Here is a 15,400-nt window from a genome sequence, read left to right as displayed (position 1 = left end):
CCATAACGATATGATTCTGAGGACTCATGACGGTTTGGTACTAGCATCCCAAACGGATAGTAATTTTATTTATGTAACTATCATGTTTATAATAACTTGAATTATATTTCTAACTCGATAAAAATACTAATTCCGGTAAAAAAGCCTCTTTTTTTTAACTAAAAAAATAGGATTTAACGACTCAAATTAACGTGTTTTTAGAAATAATATCGGTATAAAAAGGTTTTTTCTCAGGTTAAGGAAAAAATATTATCTTGCGTCGGTTAAAAATATAATTGAATCCCTTGAAAACAAAGACTTTATTTCGTTTTTTTTACATACCATTAGTAGTACTATTCCTTTCTTTTACGGATCCGTACCTGATAAAACGAATTTCTGATAGTAGCTTTCGTTACGAATTCTATACAACCGATAAAAGTATAAGTCCTAAATCCGGAAAAACCTATTATTGGTTTAAAGGTGGCGCTATCCATAACGCACAGGGTGGTGTTGCCGGTCAATTGCTACACGACGGTTATACCAAAATGTACCACAGTAACCAACTCGCAGAACAAGGGAAGTTTGACGAAGGACTAAAAACCGGCTGGTGGAAAACCTGGTATACTAACGGAACGCTAGAAACAACCCAATACTGGAACAACGGTTTAAAAACCGGAGCATTTAACCATTTTAATGACAAAGGAGAGTTAATCGAAAAAGGTTATTTTAAAAATGATCAAAGACATGGTAAATGGATCGATCTGGTAAAAAAAGATACGGTAGTCTATAAAGGCGGAGTTGTTTTTGTTGCCAAACCAAAGCTTACAAAAGAAGAAAAGGCCAAATTAAAAGAAGATCAAAAAGCAGCAAAAGCAGCTAAAAAAGCACAGGAGAAACTGGATGCAGAGAAAAAAGCGCGCGATAAAGAAAATAAAAAACAACAAAAGGAACGCGAAAAAGAACAGAAAAACCTGAATCAGCAACAACAGCCTCAGGAAAAGGAAAGTTTCTTTAAACGATTGTTCCGCAAAAAAGAACCAAAAGTAAATACCAATGGTAAAGGCGCATAGTCTGTTATACGCAGTCTATATCTGTCTGATTGTATCCATCATTTGCGGAGCATTGTTGTATTTCTCCGGTTTGTACAATCAGTTGAATTTATATTACAATTTACAAGAGGAATTATACATTCACAATCAGTCGGTGGTGAATTATGCCTTAGGGAATAAACTGGCGGGTGAGGAGCTTCCGGTAGACGAAGAATCCGGAGTGGAAGGAAGTTATGAAGCAAAACCGTATGGCTTATTGCACGTGCTGCTCGCCAAAACAATGCTTAGAAACGATACGGTTGTCTCGGCACACATCGTAGGAAGTTATTCCAAAGATAAAACCGCCATTCATTTGGCGAATCTATCGAAGTCGCTTCGGTATTCGGGAACGGTTCGGTTAAATGGTGATAATCAATTGCCGTCAACATTTATAGAAACATCGTATCTCACCAATAAAGCGAGTCAGCTTACGGTTACCGGACAAAATACGGTATCCGAAATTAAGCTTCCGGAGATCAATGCAAGTTTTAAAAAGATCTTTGAAGGAATCAAAACGGAAAAGGTGGCCTTGTCTGATTTTGAAAAAGAAAAAGGGATGCCCTATTTTAATTCGTTTCTAAAGGATACCAAAGAAATTGAGGTGGGCGTAAACACGCTTTCCGGTTTGAATGTGAAGGGAAATTTTGTGTTGCGAGCGAAAGATTCCATCGTGGTAAGTAAAAATGCCGTATTGGAAGATGTGATACTGATCGCACCGAAGATAACATTTGAAGAAGGTTTCAAAGGCACGGTTCAGGCGTTTGCTACCAAAGGAATTGAATTACAGGAAAAAGTGACTTTAAAATATCCGTCTGTGGTTTGTGTGTATAACGATACCGATGGGGAAAGTAAACTTAAAATCAAAAAGGAATGTAAAATTGAAGGCGCCATAGTGTTGTTTGGAAATACAATTCTGACGATTAATAAGAATCTCATGGTGATTGACGAAAAGAGTAAAATACTTGGAGATATCTATTGTACCGGAAAACTGGATTTGAAAAGCGACGTACAAGGTTCGGTTTATACCAATTATTTTTTCCATAAAAACGGCTCTTCCGTCAACGATAATATGATTGTGGATATTGAAATCGATCCGCAGAAGCGACCGGAATATTTTATGGCGATTCCGCTATTTGAGGCGAAAAAAAATAAATATGGCATTATTAAAAAAGTATTGTAAAATCCCGGCAAATTCCATTTTGGAATCTGTAATCGCGCTGACGATCATTTCGATCTGTCTCTATATCGCGATTTCGGTGTATGCAGCCGTATTTACACCACGTACTTCGGCGAAGTTTTACAATACGCAGAATAAAGTCAATGAAATGTTTTATCTGATGCAATTGCAAGGCGATTCGTTGCAATATGAGGGTGAAGATCCGAATCTGGAAATAGAAGAAGAAACCGTGAATCCCGGAGTGAAAAAAATATCCGTACACTATAAAGACAGTACCAATTTCAAGTTTGAAAAGAATTTTTACATACAAGGTAACGGCGAATAATACGCAGCTAAAAGCCTTTTCAATGATTGAGGCAATTGTGAGCATGGCGATTACGGCCATTATCATGAGCCTGATTTTTGCGGTGTTTTCGATTATTAGCGAAAGATTACTGGATTTTAAAAACCAGAATCAGCCGGTGAACGATCTGAATCGGTTTACGTATTCGGTGAATAAAGACATTTTTGAAAATGAAAAAATAAAGCTTCAGGAAGAAGCACTCCTGTTTACCGGATATGCCGGCGAACAGGTTTTTTATACAGTAGAGAATGACTATCTGTTGCGAACAAAAGGGGAGTTTGTCGACACCTTTAGAATTCAGATAAAAGAAATACAATTGGATTCGGTTTACAGTCGTTCCAAACAACTGGCTTTCCGAAAACTAAATGTAAAGCTCGATGTGAATGAAAAAGAAATGGGATTGCATTTTTATAAACAGATTTATGCCAGTGAATTAGTACAGGCAATACAGGAACCATGAGTTTTGATTTAAGTACCTATAAAAAGGAAGCCCCGGAAAAAAAAGAGTTTAAACTCGATACCGGACAATTTCAGTTCTCGAAAAAACTATCCGATAAAAAGAAGGAAGTTTTTTATCGCGAATTGGGAATGCTGCTAAAATCGGGTGTGGATTTTAAAAAAGCGCTGGAAATATTAAGTAACCAGTCGGCCAATAAACTGGAAAAGGAAATCATTCTCCGGATTAAAGAACGGGTGGTCGAAGGAAGAAGTATTTACGAATCGATGCGGGAAACCAATCAGTTTTCGCCCTACGAATATTACAGTATTCAGATTGGGGAAGAAACCCGAAAGCTGGAAGAAGTACTAACCGAGTTGCAAAAATATTTTAACCGTAAAATCCAGATGCAACGACAAATTGTTTCGGTGTTAACCTATCCGACGATTGTCATGTTGGTGACGATATTGGTACTGTATTTTATGTTGAATAAAGTGGTGCCGATGTTTAGCTCCGTTTTTAAACAATTCGGAAGTGAGCTACCAAAAAGTACGCAGGTGATTCTGAAAATTTCAAACCATTCGGGAACTATTTTTACGATGGTTGCCATTGTGATTTTTGGTCTGATTGCGGTTCATTTTCTGCTAAAAGGGAAAAACAGTTATCGGGCTTTTACAACCGGTTTGTTACTTCGGATTCCGTATTTCGGAAACCTGGTTCGAAAGATTTATATCTCCCGGTTTTGTCAGGCGATGAATTTATTGATCACATCAAAAACAACCTTGATCAATGCGCTTACGCTCACGTCCAAGATGATCGGTTTTTACCCGATTGAAGTCGCGATCGAAGCAATTAAGGAAGATATTACCCGCGGTGTTTCGTTAAGCGATAGCTTAAAAAAGCATACTGTTTTTGAAAATAAAATGGTTTCGATGGTCGAAGTGGCCGAACAGGTAAATCAGTTGGATACCATGTTCGAAAGACTTTCGGAGCAATACAATGAAGAAATCAGCCACCAAACCAAAATGATTGGTGTGGTTTTAGAACCGATGATCATCATTGTAATTGGCGTCATTGTCGGTGTTATCATGGTATCGATGTATGCACCAATGTTCGATTTAAGTAAAATAATTAGGAACTAATACACGTGTCATTAATGTTTGTATTTTAGCGCGCGTTTATAATTAACACTTTTTTAATAAATAAAATAATATAAAGATGTTTAACACTACTAAAAAATATCTTCAAAAAATAAAGAAAGCTGCTGTTAAAGCCTATTCCCTAACGGAGATTCTTATCGTTTTATGTATCATCGGAATTCTATTACTGATGGTATTACCCAATCAGACGTCGGTAATTAGTCAGGCCAAAGCCATCGAAGCGCAGGCGATGCTGAACCAGGTATACGGTTTGCAGAAAAGTTACTTTTACCGCCATTCCAAATATTCCAACAGTTTGGAAGAATTGGGTTTTGAACAGGAAAAAACGGTTCAGGAAGGCGGACAGGCGGTTTATAAAGTGGAAATTATCGAAGCGTCAAACGATTCGTTTATGGCTAGAGCCACTTCGGTTTCCGATTTGGACGGCGACGGAAATTTTAATACCTGGGAAATCGATAATAAAAAAGTACTGACAGAGGTTACGAAAGAATAATATGCTACTCGCGGTACTCCTTTTTTGTTTACTACTAATGGTTTTTCAGGACTGGAAAAACAGGATGATCCATGTGGCATTGCCCGTGGTGGTTTTTGTGCTATCCCTGTTGCAGGTAAAACAGGATTATGGCGCTACGGTCTGGACCATTACGGCTTATAATGTCGCCTTCTTCGGGATAACATTCGTAGGACTAATCGGCTATATGAGTTGGAAAAACAAAGGCTTTCTAAATCCGTTTGAACATTATTTCGGATTGGGTGATTTGTTGTTCTATCTGTCCATAACACCGTTGTTTTTGCTTAAAAATTATGTGGTTTATTTTATCGGATCGATGCTTGTTTCCATACTGTTACAGTTAACGCTAAAAAAGCGTATGAAGCATCAAACCGTACCATTGGCAGGGTTTGCATCGCTTTTATTAGTGGTGCTTATTCTTAAAGATCTCTTTTTAAATGTTTATAAAATTACATTGATCAACAAGATATGAATATAATGATCAATCAAGATATACAGCATATTATTTCCAGTGACATGGCGAACCATTACCGGGTTTTGCCAAAAGCAGTCACTGAAACGACGATTGAGTTGTATAGCGATGGCTCCGGCGATCGTAACGACTTGAAAGATGAATTGGAATTGTTGCTTGGAAAGCAGGTGGTGTTTGAATTGTGTGATGCGGTGGAAATAGAAAAAGCACTTTCCATTCATTATCGAAAAGAACGGGAAACCGGTAGTAAGAAATCGCTGAATATCGAAAAAGGGGATTTCCTGGAAAACCTGCTGGAAGAGGCGAAGTCACTTAAAAGTAGTGATATCCATTTTGAAGTATACGAAGAATCGGCGCGAATCCGTTTCCGAATCGACGGTCAGCTTATTGAGCGGTATAAAATCGAAAAGGAGAATTATCTGGAGTTGGTCAATAAGGTTAAGATTCGTTCGAAACTGAATATTACCGAAAAACGATTGCCGCAGGACGGACGGATTACCAACGAAACGTTCGATATCCGGGTTTCGATTTTGCCGACCTTATTTGGAGAGAAAATCGTAATGCGTTTATTGGGTCAGGATGCCTCCAATATCGATCTGAATACGCTTGGATTGGAAAAAGAGGAACTGAGAAGTTATCTGGAAGCGGTAAAAAAACCAAACGGAATTATATTGATCAGTGGTCCTACGGGTTCCGGTAAAACGACGACACTGTATGCGACCCTACGCTTGCTTAACGATTCCAAACGGAATATTGTAACCGTAGAGGATCCGATCGAGTATACGCTTAAAGGGATCAATCAGGTACAATTAAAAGAAGATATCGGACTAACGTTTGCCTCGGCTTTAAAATCGTTCCTGCGTCAGGATCCGGACGTGATCATGTTGGGGGAGATTCGGGATTCCGAAACGGCTTTAATGGCGATTCGGGCGTCCTTAACGGGTCACCTGGTATTGTCGACGATTCACACCAATTCGGCAATCGGAACCATTTCCCGATTGGTAGATATGGGCGTGCCATCCTATCTGATCGCAGAAACACTAAATCTTTCCGTAGCGCAACGATTGGTGCGAAAGCTGTGTAACGATTGTAAAAAAGAAACCGTTTGCAATAAAGAGGACTTTCCGTCGCATTTTGATTTTCCGTTTGAAATCGAAACCTATTTTAAACCGGTTGGTTGTAATAAATGCTACCATAGCGGTTACAAAGGACGACGTGCCATTTATGAGGTGCTAAACATCAATCATACGGTATCGGAATCCATAAAAAATAATACCATCGCGCAAACGATGGGGAATGATAAAAAACACCAGTCATTGTCCGAAAAAGCCTTTGCTATTTTGGCCGAAGGAGAAACCTCGCTGGAAGAAATATACTCTATTTTAATTAACGCATAAATAATGTTGAAACAAACTGTTTTTTTAATTATAAGTCTTCTGATTACGGGTCTGGCATCAGCACAGGATGCGGATCTGCAGCAAAAACTGGATGAATTTGCCAAACAGAAAAAAGGACTGAATGAAGTGATCAAAATTGATGTCTCCGGATTGACATTACATGATTTTATCCTTTCCATTGCCGAAGAGCATCAGTTAAACGTAAGTCCGGATGCCGATTTAACACAGTCGGTGGTGAATAACTTTTTCGATGTTACGGTAAAGGATGTATTTGTATTCCTGGCCCAAAAATACGATCTGGAGATCGGTTTTGTAAGTAATATCATCACCTTTAAAAAGCGAAAAGAGGTGAAAATTATCGAAAAGAAGCAACCTAAATTCGTCGATGTCACTTATAACCCGCAAAACGACTTCCTGTCGGTAAAATTGGAAAACGATTCCCTTCCGGCTGTAGCCAAAGCGATTATCGATAAATCGAGTAAAAACTTAATTCTGGCACCGGATATTAAAGGAATGAAGGTGTCGTCGTATATCCTGAACCGACCGTTTGATCAGGTTATCGATATGATGGCAAAATCGAACGATTTGATTGCGACCAAAGACGAAAACGGATTCTTTTATCTTGAAAAAAATAAAGAGGTAAGCGTAAATACAGGAAACGGTAGTATGTCCGGAAGTGGTAGCCGTAACAAGCAGGCCAAAGCGTCGGTAGGTGTGCCGGGTTATTATGAAGTGGATCTGAATAAAGCCGGTTATCTATCGGTAAAAGCGTATGTTGCCGATGTTTCGGATTTGATTACCGAAGCCGCCGAAAAATTACACATCAACTATTTCTTATACAACAAACCTGAAAATGAGAAAACGACTTTGGCAGCTGATAATATTACATTCGACGACTTGCTGGAACACGTTTTTAAAGGGAAAAAATATATTTTTAGAAAACAGGATAATCTATATCTGATTGGCGAACACATTACAGAAGGATTGCGGGCTACCGAATTGATCGCATTGGAAAATCGTTCAATCGAATCCGTACTGTCGTCATTGCCAAAAATATTTTCCGAAAAATTGGAAATCAAGGAGTTTGTAGAGCTTAACGGATTGGTGGTGTCGGGTTCTAAATTGACCATTGAAGAGCTTCGGGTGTATATGAAGCAGATCGATAAAGTGGTTCCTTTGGTACAAATCGAAGTGATCATCGCACAGTACAATAAATCCTACGATATCCAGTCGGGAATTAAAGCGGGTATTGATAAAAGTAATATCCCGAAAACAAGTGGCGGTTTATTTCCATCCGCGGATATGACCTTAAACGGTTCGTCTGTGAATAGTTTGATCAACGCATTCAATGGCTTCGGACTATTTAAACTTGGAAAAGTGACCGAGGCGTTCTATCTGAATCTGAAATTGCTGGAAAACAACTCGATAGTGAAAATCGAATCGACACCTAAAATTGCGACGATTAGCGGTCACGAGGCCAAACTGGCAATCGGAGAAACCAGTTATTATTTCGAACAAAACAACCGATTACTAACGAATAGTATCGGAAATGATATTTTACAATCCGGTACCTGGAAGTCGACCGATGCCAACCTGAGTGTGTCGATCAAACCGTATGTGTCGGCAGACGAAAACGTAACACTGAATATTGCAGTGGAAAAAAGTTCCTTCCTGGGAAGAGCGGGAGATACCGCGCCTCCGGGGAAAGCAACGCAAAAGTTTGAATCGCTGGTACGGGTGAAAAACAACGAAATGATTTTATTAGGCGGATTGGATGAATTGAAAAAGGAAAACTCCGGTTCGGGGGTTCCGTTAATTTCCCGTATTCCGATTATTAAGTGGTTTTTCAGTAGCCGTAAAAAAGCGAAAAACGATTCGAAATTGCACATTTTTATTAAACCTACCGTTGTTTACTAATGCTGACTTTTCTGTCTAAAATAATAAAGATCAACACGGTCAATATCGTTGGGGTTTCCAGAGATGAAAATACGGAAACCTATAATCTGCTTACGGTAAAACGCAAGGGGAATACGATTGATATTGTCGAAACGGCCACCTACGATTCGTTCGAAAATCTAAAGAAAAAGATCGATCTCAAATTACCGGTCATTATTGCGCTCGATGGTAAAGGCGTACTGAATAAAAAGATCGATTTTAATAATGAAGCCGACGTAAACTGGCAAAAGAATGTCGATTATAATTCGATTTACTTTACGGCCTATAAAGCGGGAACGGCCAATTATATGAGTTTTTGCCGGAAAAATGCCGTAACGGAAGTACTGCAAAAATTCACCGCCGAAAAATTTCAGGTAATCGATGTGTATGTCGGTGCTTTTCTGGCGGCTTTATTGCAAACGGCTATCGGGGAACCAAAAATCCTGGCGAGCGATCTGATGCTGGAATTTGACGATACCGGACTTTCGGGTTTTGAAAAACAATTCGCCGAAATCCCGATGAAGTTGAAATACAAAATAAACGACGATATAATCAACAGCGATTTTATCCCGCTTTATGGTGTACTGGTGCATTTCTTTTTACAACCGAAAGCCGTTACCAAAACGGAAAGCGGTATGCTTAATGTAGAGGAGATCATTTATAAAAAAGCATTTACGCTGTTCGGAACGGTGATGTTGGTGGGCTTTTTACTGAGTTTGCTCACGAGTTATCTGCTAATCCACTATTACGGGAGTAAAAATGCCGAACTCAATCTTCAGAATGTGTATTCCAATCAGTCGTATCAATTGGTACTGGATATGGAAAAACAAAAGGAGAAAAAAGAAAATATACTAAAAGAATCCGGTTTTGGTTCGTCGCGTTTCCTTTCGTTCTATTCCTACGAATTGATCAAAATGACACCGGGCGATATCGTACTGAATGAATTAAACGTTGTACCGTTGGCCAAAGAGGTAAAAGCGACCGAAAGGGTATTGCTCGATCCGGGAACGATTGTGTTAAAAGGAGAAACCTATAACGAAGCGTCTTTTAATAACTGGATGGGCAATCTGAAGAACAACAAATGGATCAGAAAGTTTGAGATTACACAGTTAAAAAAGGATAAAAAGAATAAAACCCAGTTTGAAGTAAAAATCACGATTAAAGATGTTTGAGAATTATTCCTATAAACAGAAATGCGGTGCGCTGGTGGTGGTTTTTATCATGCTGTCGGTTACTGCCTATAAAAGGTCTTTTTCGTCCCTGTTTCAGGTGGTAAAAGAGTACCGGGAGCTTTCATCGCGCGTGGAGGATATTAACAAGAAAGCCAAAAATGCCGACGAATTGCGAAAAGAGATTGCCTATCTCGATGCCATGCTGGGGAAAGAAGGCGTAACAAAAGAAATGGTACAGCAGGGAATGGTCGATTTTGCTACGCGGTCACAACCCGGAGTGTCGATCCACGAATTGGCGCCAATTCACAGTTTTACGGACGAGAATTATACGGTTTTTACGAACCAGCTGGATGTGGTCGGAAATACCAATCAGTTGTTGAAAATGGCCTATGATTTCGAAAAACAATACGACTATTCGCGAATGGTCGGAATCAAATTGTTTACAGCAAAAAAGAATAATAAAGAAGAAGTTTTACATTTAAAAATGATATTTCAAAACTATGAGAACAATAAGTAAGATTGCCCTTTTTCTGGTAGCGGTTTTTATGTCTTCCTGTGAAGATATTTTGGAAAAGGATATTTCCAATAGTACGGTTCAGGCGACTTATCCGTTAAATGCGGCAGTTGTTCAGAGCAATGTGGTGAATTTCCAGTGGAATAAAATGGACGGTGCCAAAACCTACAGAGTTCAGGTTTATGATAACCATCAGTCGCTGATTGCCGAAAAAGAAACGGAAGATTTGCATTTGGAACAAGAATTGCCATCCGGTCAGTACCAATGGCGTGTACGCGGGGAAAACTTTGCGTATCAATCGCAATATACATTCCCGATTTCGTTTTCCACACAAATCACTGAAGATCTAACCAATCAGTTGGTTGTATTATCCAGTCCGGATTCCGATATTTATACCAATCTGGCTACGATGACCTTAAGCTGGCAAAGTCTGCAGGCGGCGACAAATTATAGTGCCGAAGTAGTGAATACCAGTACGGGTCAGTCGGTATATTCCAATACCAACCTAACGGCAACTTCTATTTCGTTGGATAATGTGGCCTTGACATCAGATGGCGTTTACCAGTGGAAAGTTCAGGCGATGAACAGTAACAATAGTACACAAACGCAATTCAGTACCCGTAAGTTTAATATCGATCGTGTAAATCCGAATCAGCCGCAAAATACGGCACCGGCGAATAATGCTACGTTGAGTCTCAACCAGCAGATTACTTTTTCCTGGACGATTTCGCAGGATTCCGGAACGGTACAATCGCCAATAAGCTATGTTTTACAGTTTTCAGATAACCAGAGCTTTTCAAGTATCTCTCAGCAATTTGATGTAACGTCAACTTCTTTCCAGCAAACATTCACGACGGCTGGAACGTATTACTGGCGTGTAAAAGCTAAAGATAAAGCGGGTAATGAAGGAACGTATAGCGCAGGCTTTAAAATTGTTTTAAACTAAAATACTATGGCAAAAAAGAAAATAAATATTGTATTGATCCTGGCCGTTTTGGGGTTATGGGGAACCGTGGTCTATAAAGCCGTGTCTCAATATTTTTTTTCGGAAGAGGTAAAAACTGCTGCCGTTGCATCCGATTATAATTTTAAAGCCAGAAAGATCGAAAGGGATACGTTTACACTTGAAAAAATAAACCGGGATCCTTTTCTGAACAAGGCATTGCTACGCGCCGAAAGTAATCCTACTGTCGTGCCAAGAGCGGCTGTTTCGGGAGCGAAAAGGACTATGCCGGTAAAAACGGTTGACGATAAGCCTAAAGCGGCAAAATACTGGCCAATAGTGTCGTATTACGGTTATATCAAAAGTGGTGATAAAAACGAATTGGTGATGCTTAAAATCGGAAATAAAATTCATCGCCTTCATAAAGGCCAGGAAGTGGAAGGTTTGATGCTGAATAAAGTTTTTAAAGATTCCGTTGAGGTACGTTTTAATAAAGAAAACAAAATCGTCCGAAAAGGATAAGATAATAAGAAATGCCCTGTTTGTCAGGGTATTTTTTTTGTGATTACGATTCCTAAAGTAGCGATGGTTTTAAGGATAGCATCCACTGTGGTATAATTATCGAACCGATTCGAAGCCAATCAGGATCAAATGGAAGCACTTTGGGATAATAGTAAAACGATGGTGTAGATGAATTTGTAAAAGTTAAGGCAATAGGTAATTAACCGTAATATGTCAAATCTCCTATCGGTGTAGAAACGTATTTCTAAAGTTATGAGCAAAGTGAAGAAAGACTTATTGGTTTAAATTACTATATTTACAAGATCACTTTAAATTCGCTTCATCTAGGGAGCTACTGTAAAAAGTGATCCTTTTAAATGAGTAGTAAAATTATTGGTGTCGGTAATTACATTCCTTCACAAACCATTACTAATCTATTTTTTGATAAACATCACTTTTTAGACCAGGCAGGTTCCGTATTAAAACAAGATAATGCTACAATAGCGAGTAAGCTTAAAGAAATAACAGGTATTGAAGAAAGGCGTTATGCGAATTCGGATCAGGTGACTTCCGATCTGGGTTTTTTAGCGGCGCAATCTGCTATAACTGATTCCGGGATTGATCCGGAAACGTTAGACTATATTATTTTTGCGCATAATTTTGGAGATGTTCAGGTAGGGACAATACAGTCCGATATGGTTCCAAGTCTTGCCTCCCGGGTTAAGCATCTTTTAAAAATCAAAAACAATTTTTGTGTAGCTTATGATGTTTTGTTCGGATGCCCGGGATGGGTCGAAGGTATGATACAGGCTAATGCTTTTATAAAATCCGGAATAGCCAAAAGATGTCTTGTTATAGGAGCGGAAACACTTTCCCGTGTGGTCGATATTCATGACAGAGACAGTATGATTTATGCTGATGGAGCCGGTGCCGCTATTTTGGAACTATCGAATGATGAATCCGGAATAAAATCGCATATATCCGGTTCATTTACCTTAAATGAAAAGGATTATTTACATTTTGGAAAATCGTACAACAATGAAAATTGTCCAAGTATACGTTATCTGAAAATGGATGGTAAAAAAATTTATGAGTTTGCCCTTTTAAACGTACCGGGAGCCATGCAAAAATGTCTGGACGAAAGTGGTTATTCGATTAATGATCTTACTAAAATAATCATCCATCAGGCAAACGAAAAAATGGATGAGGCAATCGTTAAACGATTTTATAAAATCTATAAGACAGAAGTGCCCGAAAATATAATGCCAATGGTTATTCAAAAACTGGGAAATAGTAGTGTGGCTACCATTCCATCGCTATTAAAAATGATCATGAAAGGTGAGCTGCCCGAGCATTCTGTCAAAAAAAATGATATCGTTCTTTTTGCATCCGTGGGAGCGGGAATGAATATTAATGCATTTGTATATCGGTTTTAAAATAAAAAAAGGCGTGTATAAAATTTATACACACCTTTTTACAAACAGAACAGGCATTTATTTTCTTTTGACATTGATTGCCGTTAGTCCTTTTCTACCTTTTTCTACGTCAAATACAACTTTGTCATTTTCTTTAATATTGTCTAATAGTCCCGTGCTGTGGACGAAAATATCGGTATTATTACTTTCCTGAAAAATAAATCCAAACCCTTTGGATTCATTAAAAAATTTTACGGTGCCTTCTTGCATCTCTTGTTTATTTAATTTGTTATTATATTACTTTTTTTTAATAGTTGTGGCCTGATAGCCTTTTGGTGTTTGCTCCTTTTTAAAGTGAACCAAATCGCCCTTGCTGACAGGTTCGTTTAATTGGCCGTAGTGGAAAAACACGTTTTCGTTGGTGTTATCTTCCGTGATAAACCCATATCCTTTCTCGCTCATATAAGACACTATGCCTGAAAAATCAGAGTCGAGCATATCTGCCTGAGCCTTTTTAGCCCGTTTTGCTTTTGCAAAATCCTCTTCCTTATTCTGAAGATGAGGAGGTAATGTGGTAAAGTTTCCATTGACATCGATATAAATGATCATATCGTCAAGGCTTTTTCCTTTATTGTTGTTTGTTTTCCGTTCTTCCCTGCGGGATATTTTATCTTGTTGCTTTTTTTGCTTCTTTTTATTGTTCTCTTTTTTTGAAAACGAATCTGCCATATTTATTGATTTCTTTTAAATTAAACGGGAATGGAGTAGCTTTTTTTGGGATGTAGGACCATTGTGCTAGGACCAATTAGTTTCTGAATGCTTTTCAATTCTTTTTTCTCTTCATCATCACAAAATGAAATAGCAATACCTTGCATTCCGGCACGTCCTGTTCTTCCTATTCTGTGAACGTAGGTTTCCGGTACATTGGGCAATTCGTAATTGACAACATGTGGTAATTCATCTATGTCGATTCCTCTTGCTGCAATGTCGGTTGCAATTAAAACGCGAATACGATTGTTTTTAAAATCATTTAATGCTTTTTGTCGGGCATTTTGGGACTTATTGCCATGTATTGCGGCGGCATAGATTCCTGTTTTAGCCAGCCTTTTCGCTAACTTGTCGGCTCCATATTTTGTACGGGCGAAAACTAAGGATCTCTCGATCGAAGAATCATCCAGAATATTCATAAGTAAGTCAAACTTTTCATTTTTATCTACAAAATACACCGACTGTTTTACAGTTTGTGCGGTAGATGAAACGGGAGTCACATTGATTTCTATAGGGTTGTGTACCATAGTATGTGCCAGTTTCCGTATTTCGGGAGGCATTGTTGCCGAAAAAAACAGGGTTTGTCTTTTTGGCGGAAGCTTTGCCACTATTTTTTTGACATCCTTTACGAATCCCATATCTAACATACGATCGGCTTCGTCAAGTACCAGTATTTCGATAGCGGATAGGTTGACATGGCCACTTGCCAGTAGGTCTAATAATCTACCCGGGGTGGCAATCAGAATCTCAATATTTTTTTTAAGAGCCTTTATTTGGGGTTCTTGGGGTACGCCTCCAAAAATCACCAAATGATTTGATGCGAGTTTTTTGCTATACATTTTGAAATTTTCATCAATTTGTATTGCTAATTCTCTTGTGGGAGCCAATACTAAGGTTCGGATACGTTTTTTAGCAGTAGGATTCTGGTGTAATAATTGCAAAACAGGTATCGCAAATGAGGCCGTTTTTCCGGTTCCCGTTTGCGCACAACCGATTACGTCCTTACCTTCTAAAATAGGAGGAATCGCCTGATGCTGAATTTCGGTCGCCTCTTTATATCCGGCCAGATTTATGGCTTCTATAATAGGCGGTATTATATTTAAATTTTTAAAGTTCATTATAGGAGTGTCGGAATACCGATGTTTTTAGTATGTAAAATAGACTTATAAAACCATCTAAAAAGAAATATCTTTTGAGATGATTGCTGTTTTCCTTTTACGATTTAAATGATGGGAGATTTTTAAATCGTAAAGAATATGTATTAGAAAAGGGAACTATTGCTTATTACTACTAGTAGTTTTTTTTCTTAAAGGGAGTGTTGTTTTCTTGCGGTAGCGCTTCTTTTACTACCATCATACGGGAATCCAGTTCGGAATTGTTCAAATTGGTTATCGCATTTTCTGCTTCTGCTAATTCTGTCATTTCTACAAAAGCAAACCCTCTTGAATGTCCGGAAAATTTGTCTGTGATGATTTTAACCGAAGTAACTTTTCCAAACGTAGCAAATGCGTTTAACAATTGTTCTTCAGAGGTTTTAAAGTTCAGGTTGCCAACAAAAATATTCATAAGTAAATAAATTAAGATTAAAA

18 protein-coding genes are annotated in these 15,400 nt (G+C 38.5%); 14 read left to right on the top strand and 4 right to left on the bottom strand.

The genetic code is table 11. The annotated features are described in order from the left end of the window. Positions 1-284: 284 nt before the first annotated feature. The 14 genes from AAFN64_RS15415 to AAFN64_RS15350 all read left to right on the top strand — a co-directional run bounded on the left by AAFN64_RS15415 (position 285) and on the right by AAFN64_RS15350 (position 13,064). On the top strand, positions 285-1,049 hold the full coding sequence (locus AAFN64_RS15415; protein ID WP_347761130.1) for a hypothetical protein: 765 nt from the start codon (positions 285-287) through the stop codon (positions 1,047-1,049). Then, positions 1,033-2,247 carry a hypothetical protein gene (locus tag AAFN64_RS15410; protein ID WP_347761129.1) on the top strand — a complete coding sequence of 405 codons (1,215 nt, stop codon included), beginning with the start codon at positions 1,033-1,035 and terminating at the stop codon, positions 2,245-2,247. Before AAFN64_RS15415 ends, AAFN64_RS15410 begins: the two co-directional genes overlap by 17 nt. Further along, on the top strand, positions 2,222-2,569 hold the full coding sequence (locus tag AAFN64_RS15405; protein WP_300491892.1) for a hypothetical protein: 348 nt from the start codon (positions 2,222-2,224) through the stop codon (positions 2,567-2,569). Before AAFN64_RS15410 ends, AAFN64_RS15405 begins: the two co-directional genes overlap by 26 nt. A 22-nt stretch (positions 2,570-2,591) precedes the next feature. Next, the gene (locus AAFN64_RS15400) at positions 2,592-3,047 is read left to right on the top strand and encodes a hypothetical protein (protein ID WP_347761127.1); all 456 of its coding nucleotides are present in this window, start codon (positions 2,592-2,594) and stop codon (positions 3,045-3,047) included. Further along, a complete protein-coding gene (locus tag AAFN64_RS15395) occupies positions 3,044-4,165 on the top strand; it encodes a type II secretion system F family protein (protein ID WP_300491888.1) in 1,122 nt (373 codons plus the stop codon). Before AAFN64_RS15400 ends, AAFN64_RS15395 begins: the two co-directional genes overlap by 4 nt. Before the next feature lie 76 nt (positions 4,166-4,241). Further along, positions 4,242-4,676: a type II secretion system protein gene (locus tag AAFN64_RS15390; protein WP_300491885.1), complete on the top strand. Its 435-nt coding sequence runs from the start codon at positions 4,242-4,244 to the stop codon at positions 4,674-4,676. Between the two features lies 1 nt (position 4,677). Continuing rightward, complete coding sequence (locus tag AAFN64_RS15385; RefSeq protein ID WP_347761125.1) at positions 4,678-5,166, top strand: hypothetical protein; 489 nt, start codon at positions 4,678-4,680, stop codon at positions 5,164-5,166. A gap of 5 nt (positions 5,167-5,171) precedes the next feature. Beyond that, complete coding sequence (locus tag AAFN64_RS15380; RefSeq protein WP_300491881.1) at positions 5,172-6,563, top strand: GspE/PulE family protein; 1,392 nt, start codon at positions 5,172-5,174, stop codon at positions 6,561-6,563. 3 nt (positions 6,564-6,566) lie between these two features. After that, the gene (locus tag AAFN64_RS15375; protein WP_300491878.1) at positions 6,567-8,480 is read left to right on the top strand and encodes a type II and III secretion system protein; all 1,914 of its coding nucleotides are present in this window, start codon (positions 6,567-6,569) and stop codon (positions 8,478-8,480) included. Continuing rightward, the gene (locus tag AAFN64_RS15370) at positions 8,480-9,670 is read left to right on the top strand and encodes a hypothetical protein (RefSeq protein WP_347761123.1); all 1,191 of its coding nucleotides are present in this window, start codon (positions 8,480-8,482) and stop codon (positions 9,668-9,670) included. Before AAFN64_RS15375 ends, AAFN64_RS15370 begins: the two co-directional genes overlap by 1 nt. Beyond that, positions 9,663-10,187, top strand: coding sequence for a hypothetical protein (locus tag AAFN64_RS15365; RefSeq protein WP_300491873.1), 525 nt, complete (start codon positions 9,663-9,665; stop codon positions 10,185-10,187). Before AAFN64_RS15370 ends, AAFN64_RS15365 begins: the two co-directional genes overlap by 8 nt. Further along, the gene (locus AAFN64_RS15360) at positions 10,171-11,130 is read left to right on the top strand and encodes a hypothetical protein (protein WP_347761122.1); all 960 of its coding nucleotides are present in this window, start codon (positions 10,171-10,173) and stop codon (positions 11,128-11,130) included. The genes AAFN64_RS15365 and AAFN64_RS15360 overlap by 17 nt, the downstream gene beginning before the upstream one ends. A gap of 6 nt (positions 11,131-11,136) precedes the next feature. After that, the gene (locus AAFN64_RS15355) at positions 11,137-11,649 is read left to right on the top strand and encodes a hypothetical protein (RefSeq protein ID WP_347761120.1); all 513 of its coding nucleotides are present in this window, start codon (positions 11,137-11,139) and stop codon (positions 11,647-11,649) included. A 356-nt stretch (positions 11,650-12,005) separates the two neighbouring features. Further along, complete coding sequence (locus AAFN64_RS15350; protein ID WP_347761119.1) at positions 12,006-13,064, top strand: ketoacyl-ACP synthase III; 1,059 nt, start codon at positions 12,006-12,008, stop codon at positions 13,062-13,064. A 57-nt stretch (positions 13,065-13,121) separates the two neighbouring features. On the opposite strand, the gene AAFN64_RS15345 is transcribed toward AAFN64_RS15350, so the two are convergent. The 4 genes from AAFN64_RS15345 to AAFN64_RS15330 all read right to left on the bottom strand — a co-directional run bounded on the left by AAFN64_RS15345 (position 13,122) and on the right by AAFN64_RS15330 (position 15,377). Further along, positions 13,122-13,313 carry a cold shock domain-containing protein gene (locus tag AAFN64_RS15345; protein WP_300491863.1) on the bottom strand — a complete coding sequence of 64 codons (192 nt, stop codon included), beginning with the start codon at positions 13,311-13,313 and terminating at the stop codon, positions 13,122-13,124. A 27-nt stretch (positions 13,314-13,340) separates the two neighbouring features. Beyond that, the gene (locus AAFN64_RS15340; RefSeq protein ID WP_347761117.1) at positions 13,341-13,772 is read right to left on the bottom strand and encodes a cold shock domain-containing protein; all 432 of its coding nucleotides are present in this window, start codon (positions 13,770-13,772) and stop codon (positions 13,341-13,343) included. A 20-nt stretch (positions 13,773-13,792) separates the two neighbouring features. Beyond that, positions 13,793-14,929, bottom strand: a complete 1,137-nt coding sequence (locus AAFN64_RS15335) for a DEAD/DEAH box helicase (protein WP_347761116.1) — start codon at positions 14,927-14,929, stop codon at positions 13,793-13,795. A 172-nt stretch (positions 14,930-15,101) separates the two neighbouring features. Next, positions 15,102-15,377 carry an RNA-binding protein gene (locus tag AAFN64_RS15330; RefSeq protein WP_300491856.1) on the bottom strand — a complete coding sequence of 92 codons (276 nt, stop codon included), beginning with the start codon at positions 15,375-15,377 and terminating at the stop codon, positions 15,102-15,104. Positions 15,378-15,400: the final 23 nt, after the last annotated feature.

The sequence above is a fragment of the Flavobacterium sp. CAU 1735 genome, from assembly GCF_039888695.1.
Lineage (GTDB): Bacteria > Bacteroidota > Bacteroidia > Flavobacteriales > Flavobacteriaceae > Flavobacterium.
Note: the sequence above shows the minus strand (reverse complement) of the source record. Positions and strands in the feature narration are given on the sequence as shown.

What these genes read in the sequence shown, in the direction of transcription:
- AAFN64_RS15330 (WP_300491856.1), bottom strand. Translation starts at nt 15,377, where the DNA reads ATGAATATTTTTGTTGGCAACCTGAACTTTAAAACCTCTGAAGAACAA.
- AAFN64_RS15340 (WP_347761117.1), bottom strand. Translation starts at nt 13,772, where the DNA reads ATGGCAGATTCGTTTTCAAAAAAAGAGAACAATAAAAAGAAGCAAAAA.
- AAFN64_RS15390 (WP_300491885.1), top strand. Translation starts at nt 4,242, where the DNA reads ATGTTTAACACTACTAAAAAATATCTTCAAAAAATAAAGAAAGCTGCT.
- AAFN64_RS15380 (WP_300491881.1), top strand. Translation starts at nt 5,172, where the DNA reads ATGATCAATCAAGATATACAGCATATTATTTCCAGTGACATGGCGAAC.
- AAFN64_RS15355 (WP_347761120.1), top strand. Translation starts at nt 11,137, where the DNA reads ATGGCAAAAAAGAAAATAAATATTGTATTGATCCTGGCCGTTTTGGGG.
- AAFN64_RS15365 (WP_300491873.1), top strand. Translation starts at nt 9,663, where the DNA reads ATGTTTGAGAATTATTCCTATAAACAGAAATGCGGTGCGCTGGTGGTG.
- AAFN64_RS15370 (WP_347761123.1), top strand. Translation starts at nt 8,480, where the DNA reads ATGCTGACTTTTCTGTCTAAAATAATAAAGATCAACACGGTCAATATC.
- AAFN64_RS15400 (WP_347761127.1), top strand. Translation starts at nt 2,592, where the DNA reads ATGATTGAGGCAATTGTGAGCATGGCGATTACGGCCATTATCATGAGC.
- AAFN64_RS15360 (WP_347761122.1), top strand. Translation starts at nt 10,171, where the DNA reads ATGAGAACAATAAGTAAGATTGCCCTTTTTCTGGTAGCGGTTTTTATG.
- AAFN64_RS15385 (WP_347761125.1), top strand. Translation starts at nt 4,678, where the DNA reads ATGCTACTCGCGGTACTCCTTTTTTGTTTACTACTAATGGTTTTTCAG.
- AAFN64_RS15410 (WP_347761129.1), top strand. Translation starts at nt 1,033, where the DNA reads ATGGTAAAGGCGCATAGTCTGTTATACGCAGTCTATATCTGTCTGATT.
- AAFN64_RS15350 (WP_347761119.1), top strand. Translation starts at nt 12,006, where the DNA reads ATGAGTAGTAAAATTATTGGTGTCGGTAATTACATTCCTTCACAAACC.
- AAFN64_RS15405 (WP_300491892.1), top strand. Translation starts at nt 2,222, where the DNA reads ATGGCATTATTAAAAAAGTATTGTAAAATCCCGGCAAATTCCATTTTG.
- AAFN64_RS15335 (WP_347761116.1), bottom strand. Translation starts at nt 14,929, where the DNA reads ATGAACTTTAAAAATTTAAATATAATACCGCCTATTATAGAAGCCATA.
- AAFN64_RS15375 (WP_300491878.1), top strand. Translation starts at nt 6,567, where the DNA reads ATGTTGAAACAAACTGTTTTTTTAATTATAAGTCTTCTGATTACGGGT.
- AAFN64_RS15345 (WP_300491863.1), bottom strand. Translation starts at nt 13,313, where the DNA reads ATGCAAGAAGGCACCGTAAAATTTTTTAATGAATCCAAAGGGTTTGGA.
- AAFN64_RS15395 (WP_300491888.1), top strand. Translation starts at nt 3,044, where the DNA reads ATGAGTTTTGATTTAAGTACCTATAAAAAGGAAGCCCCGGAAAAAAAA.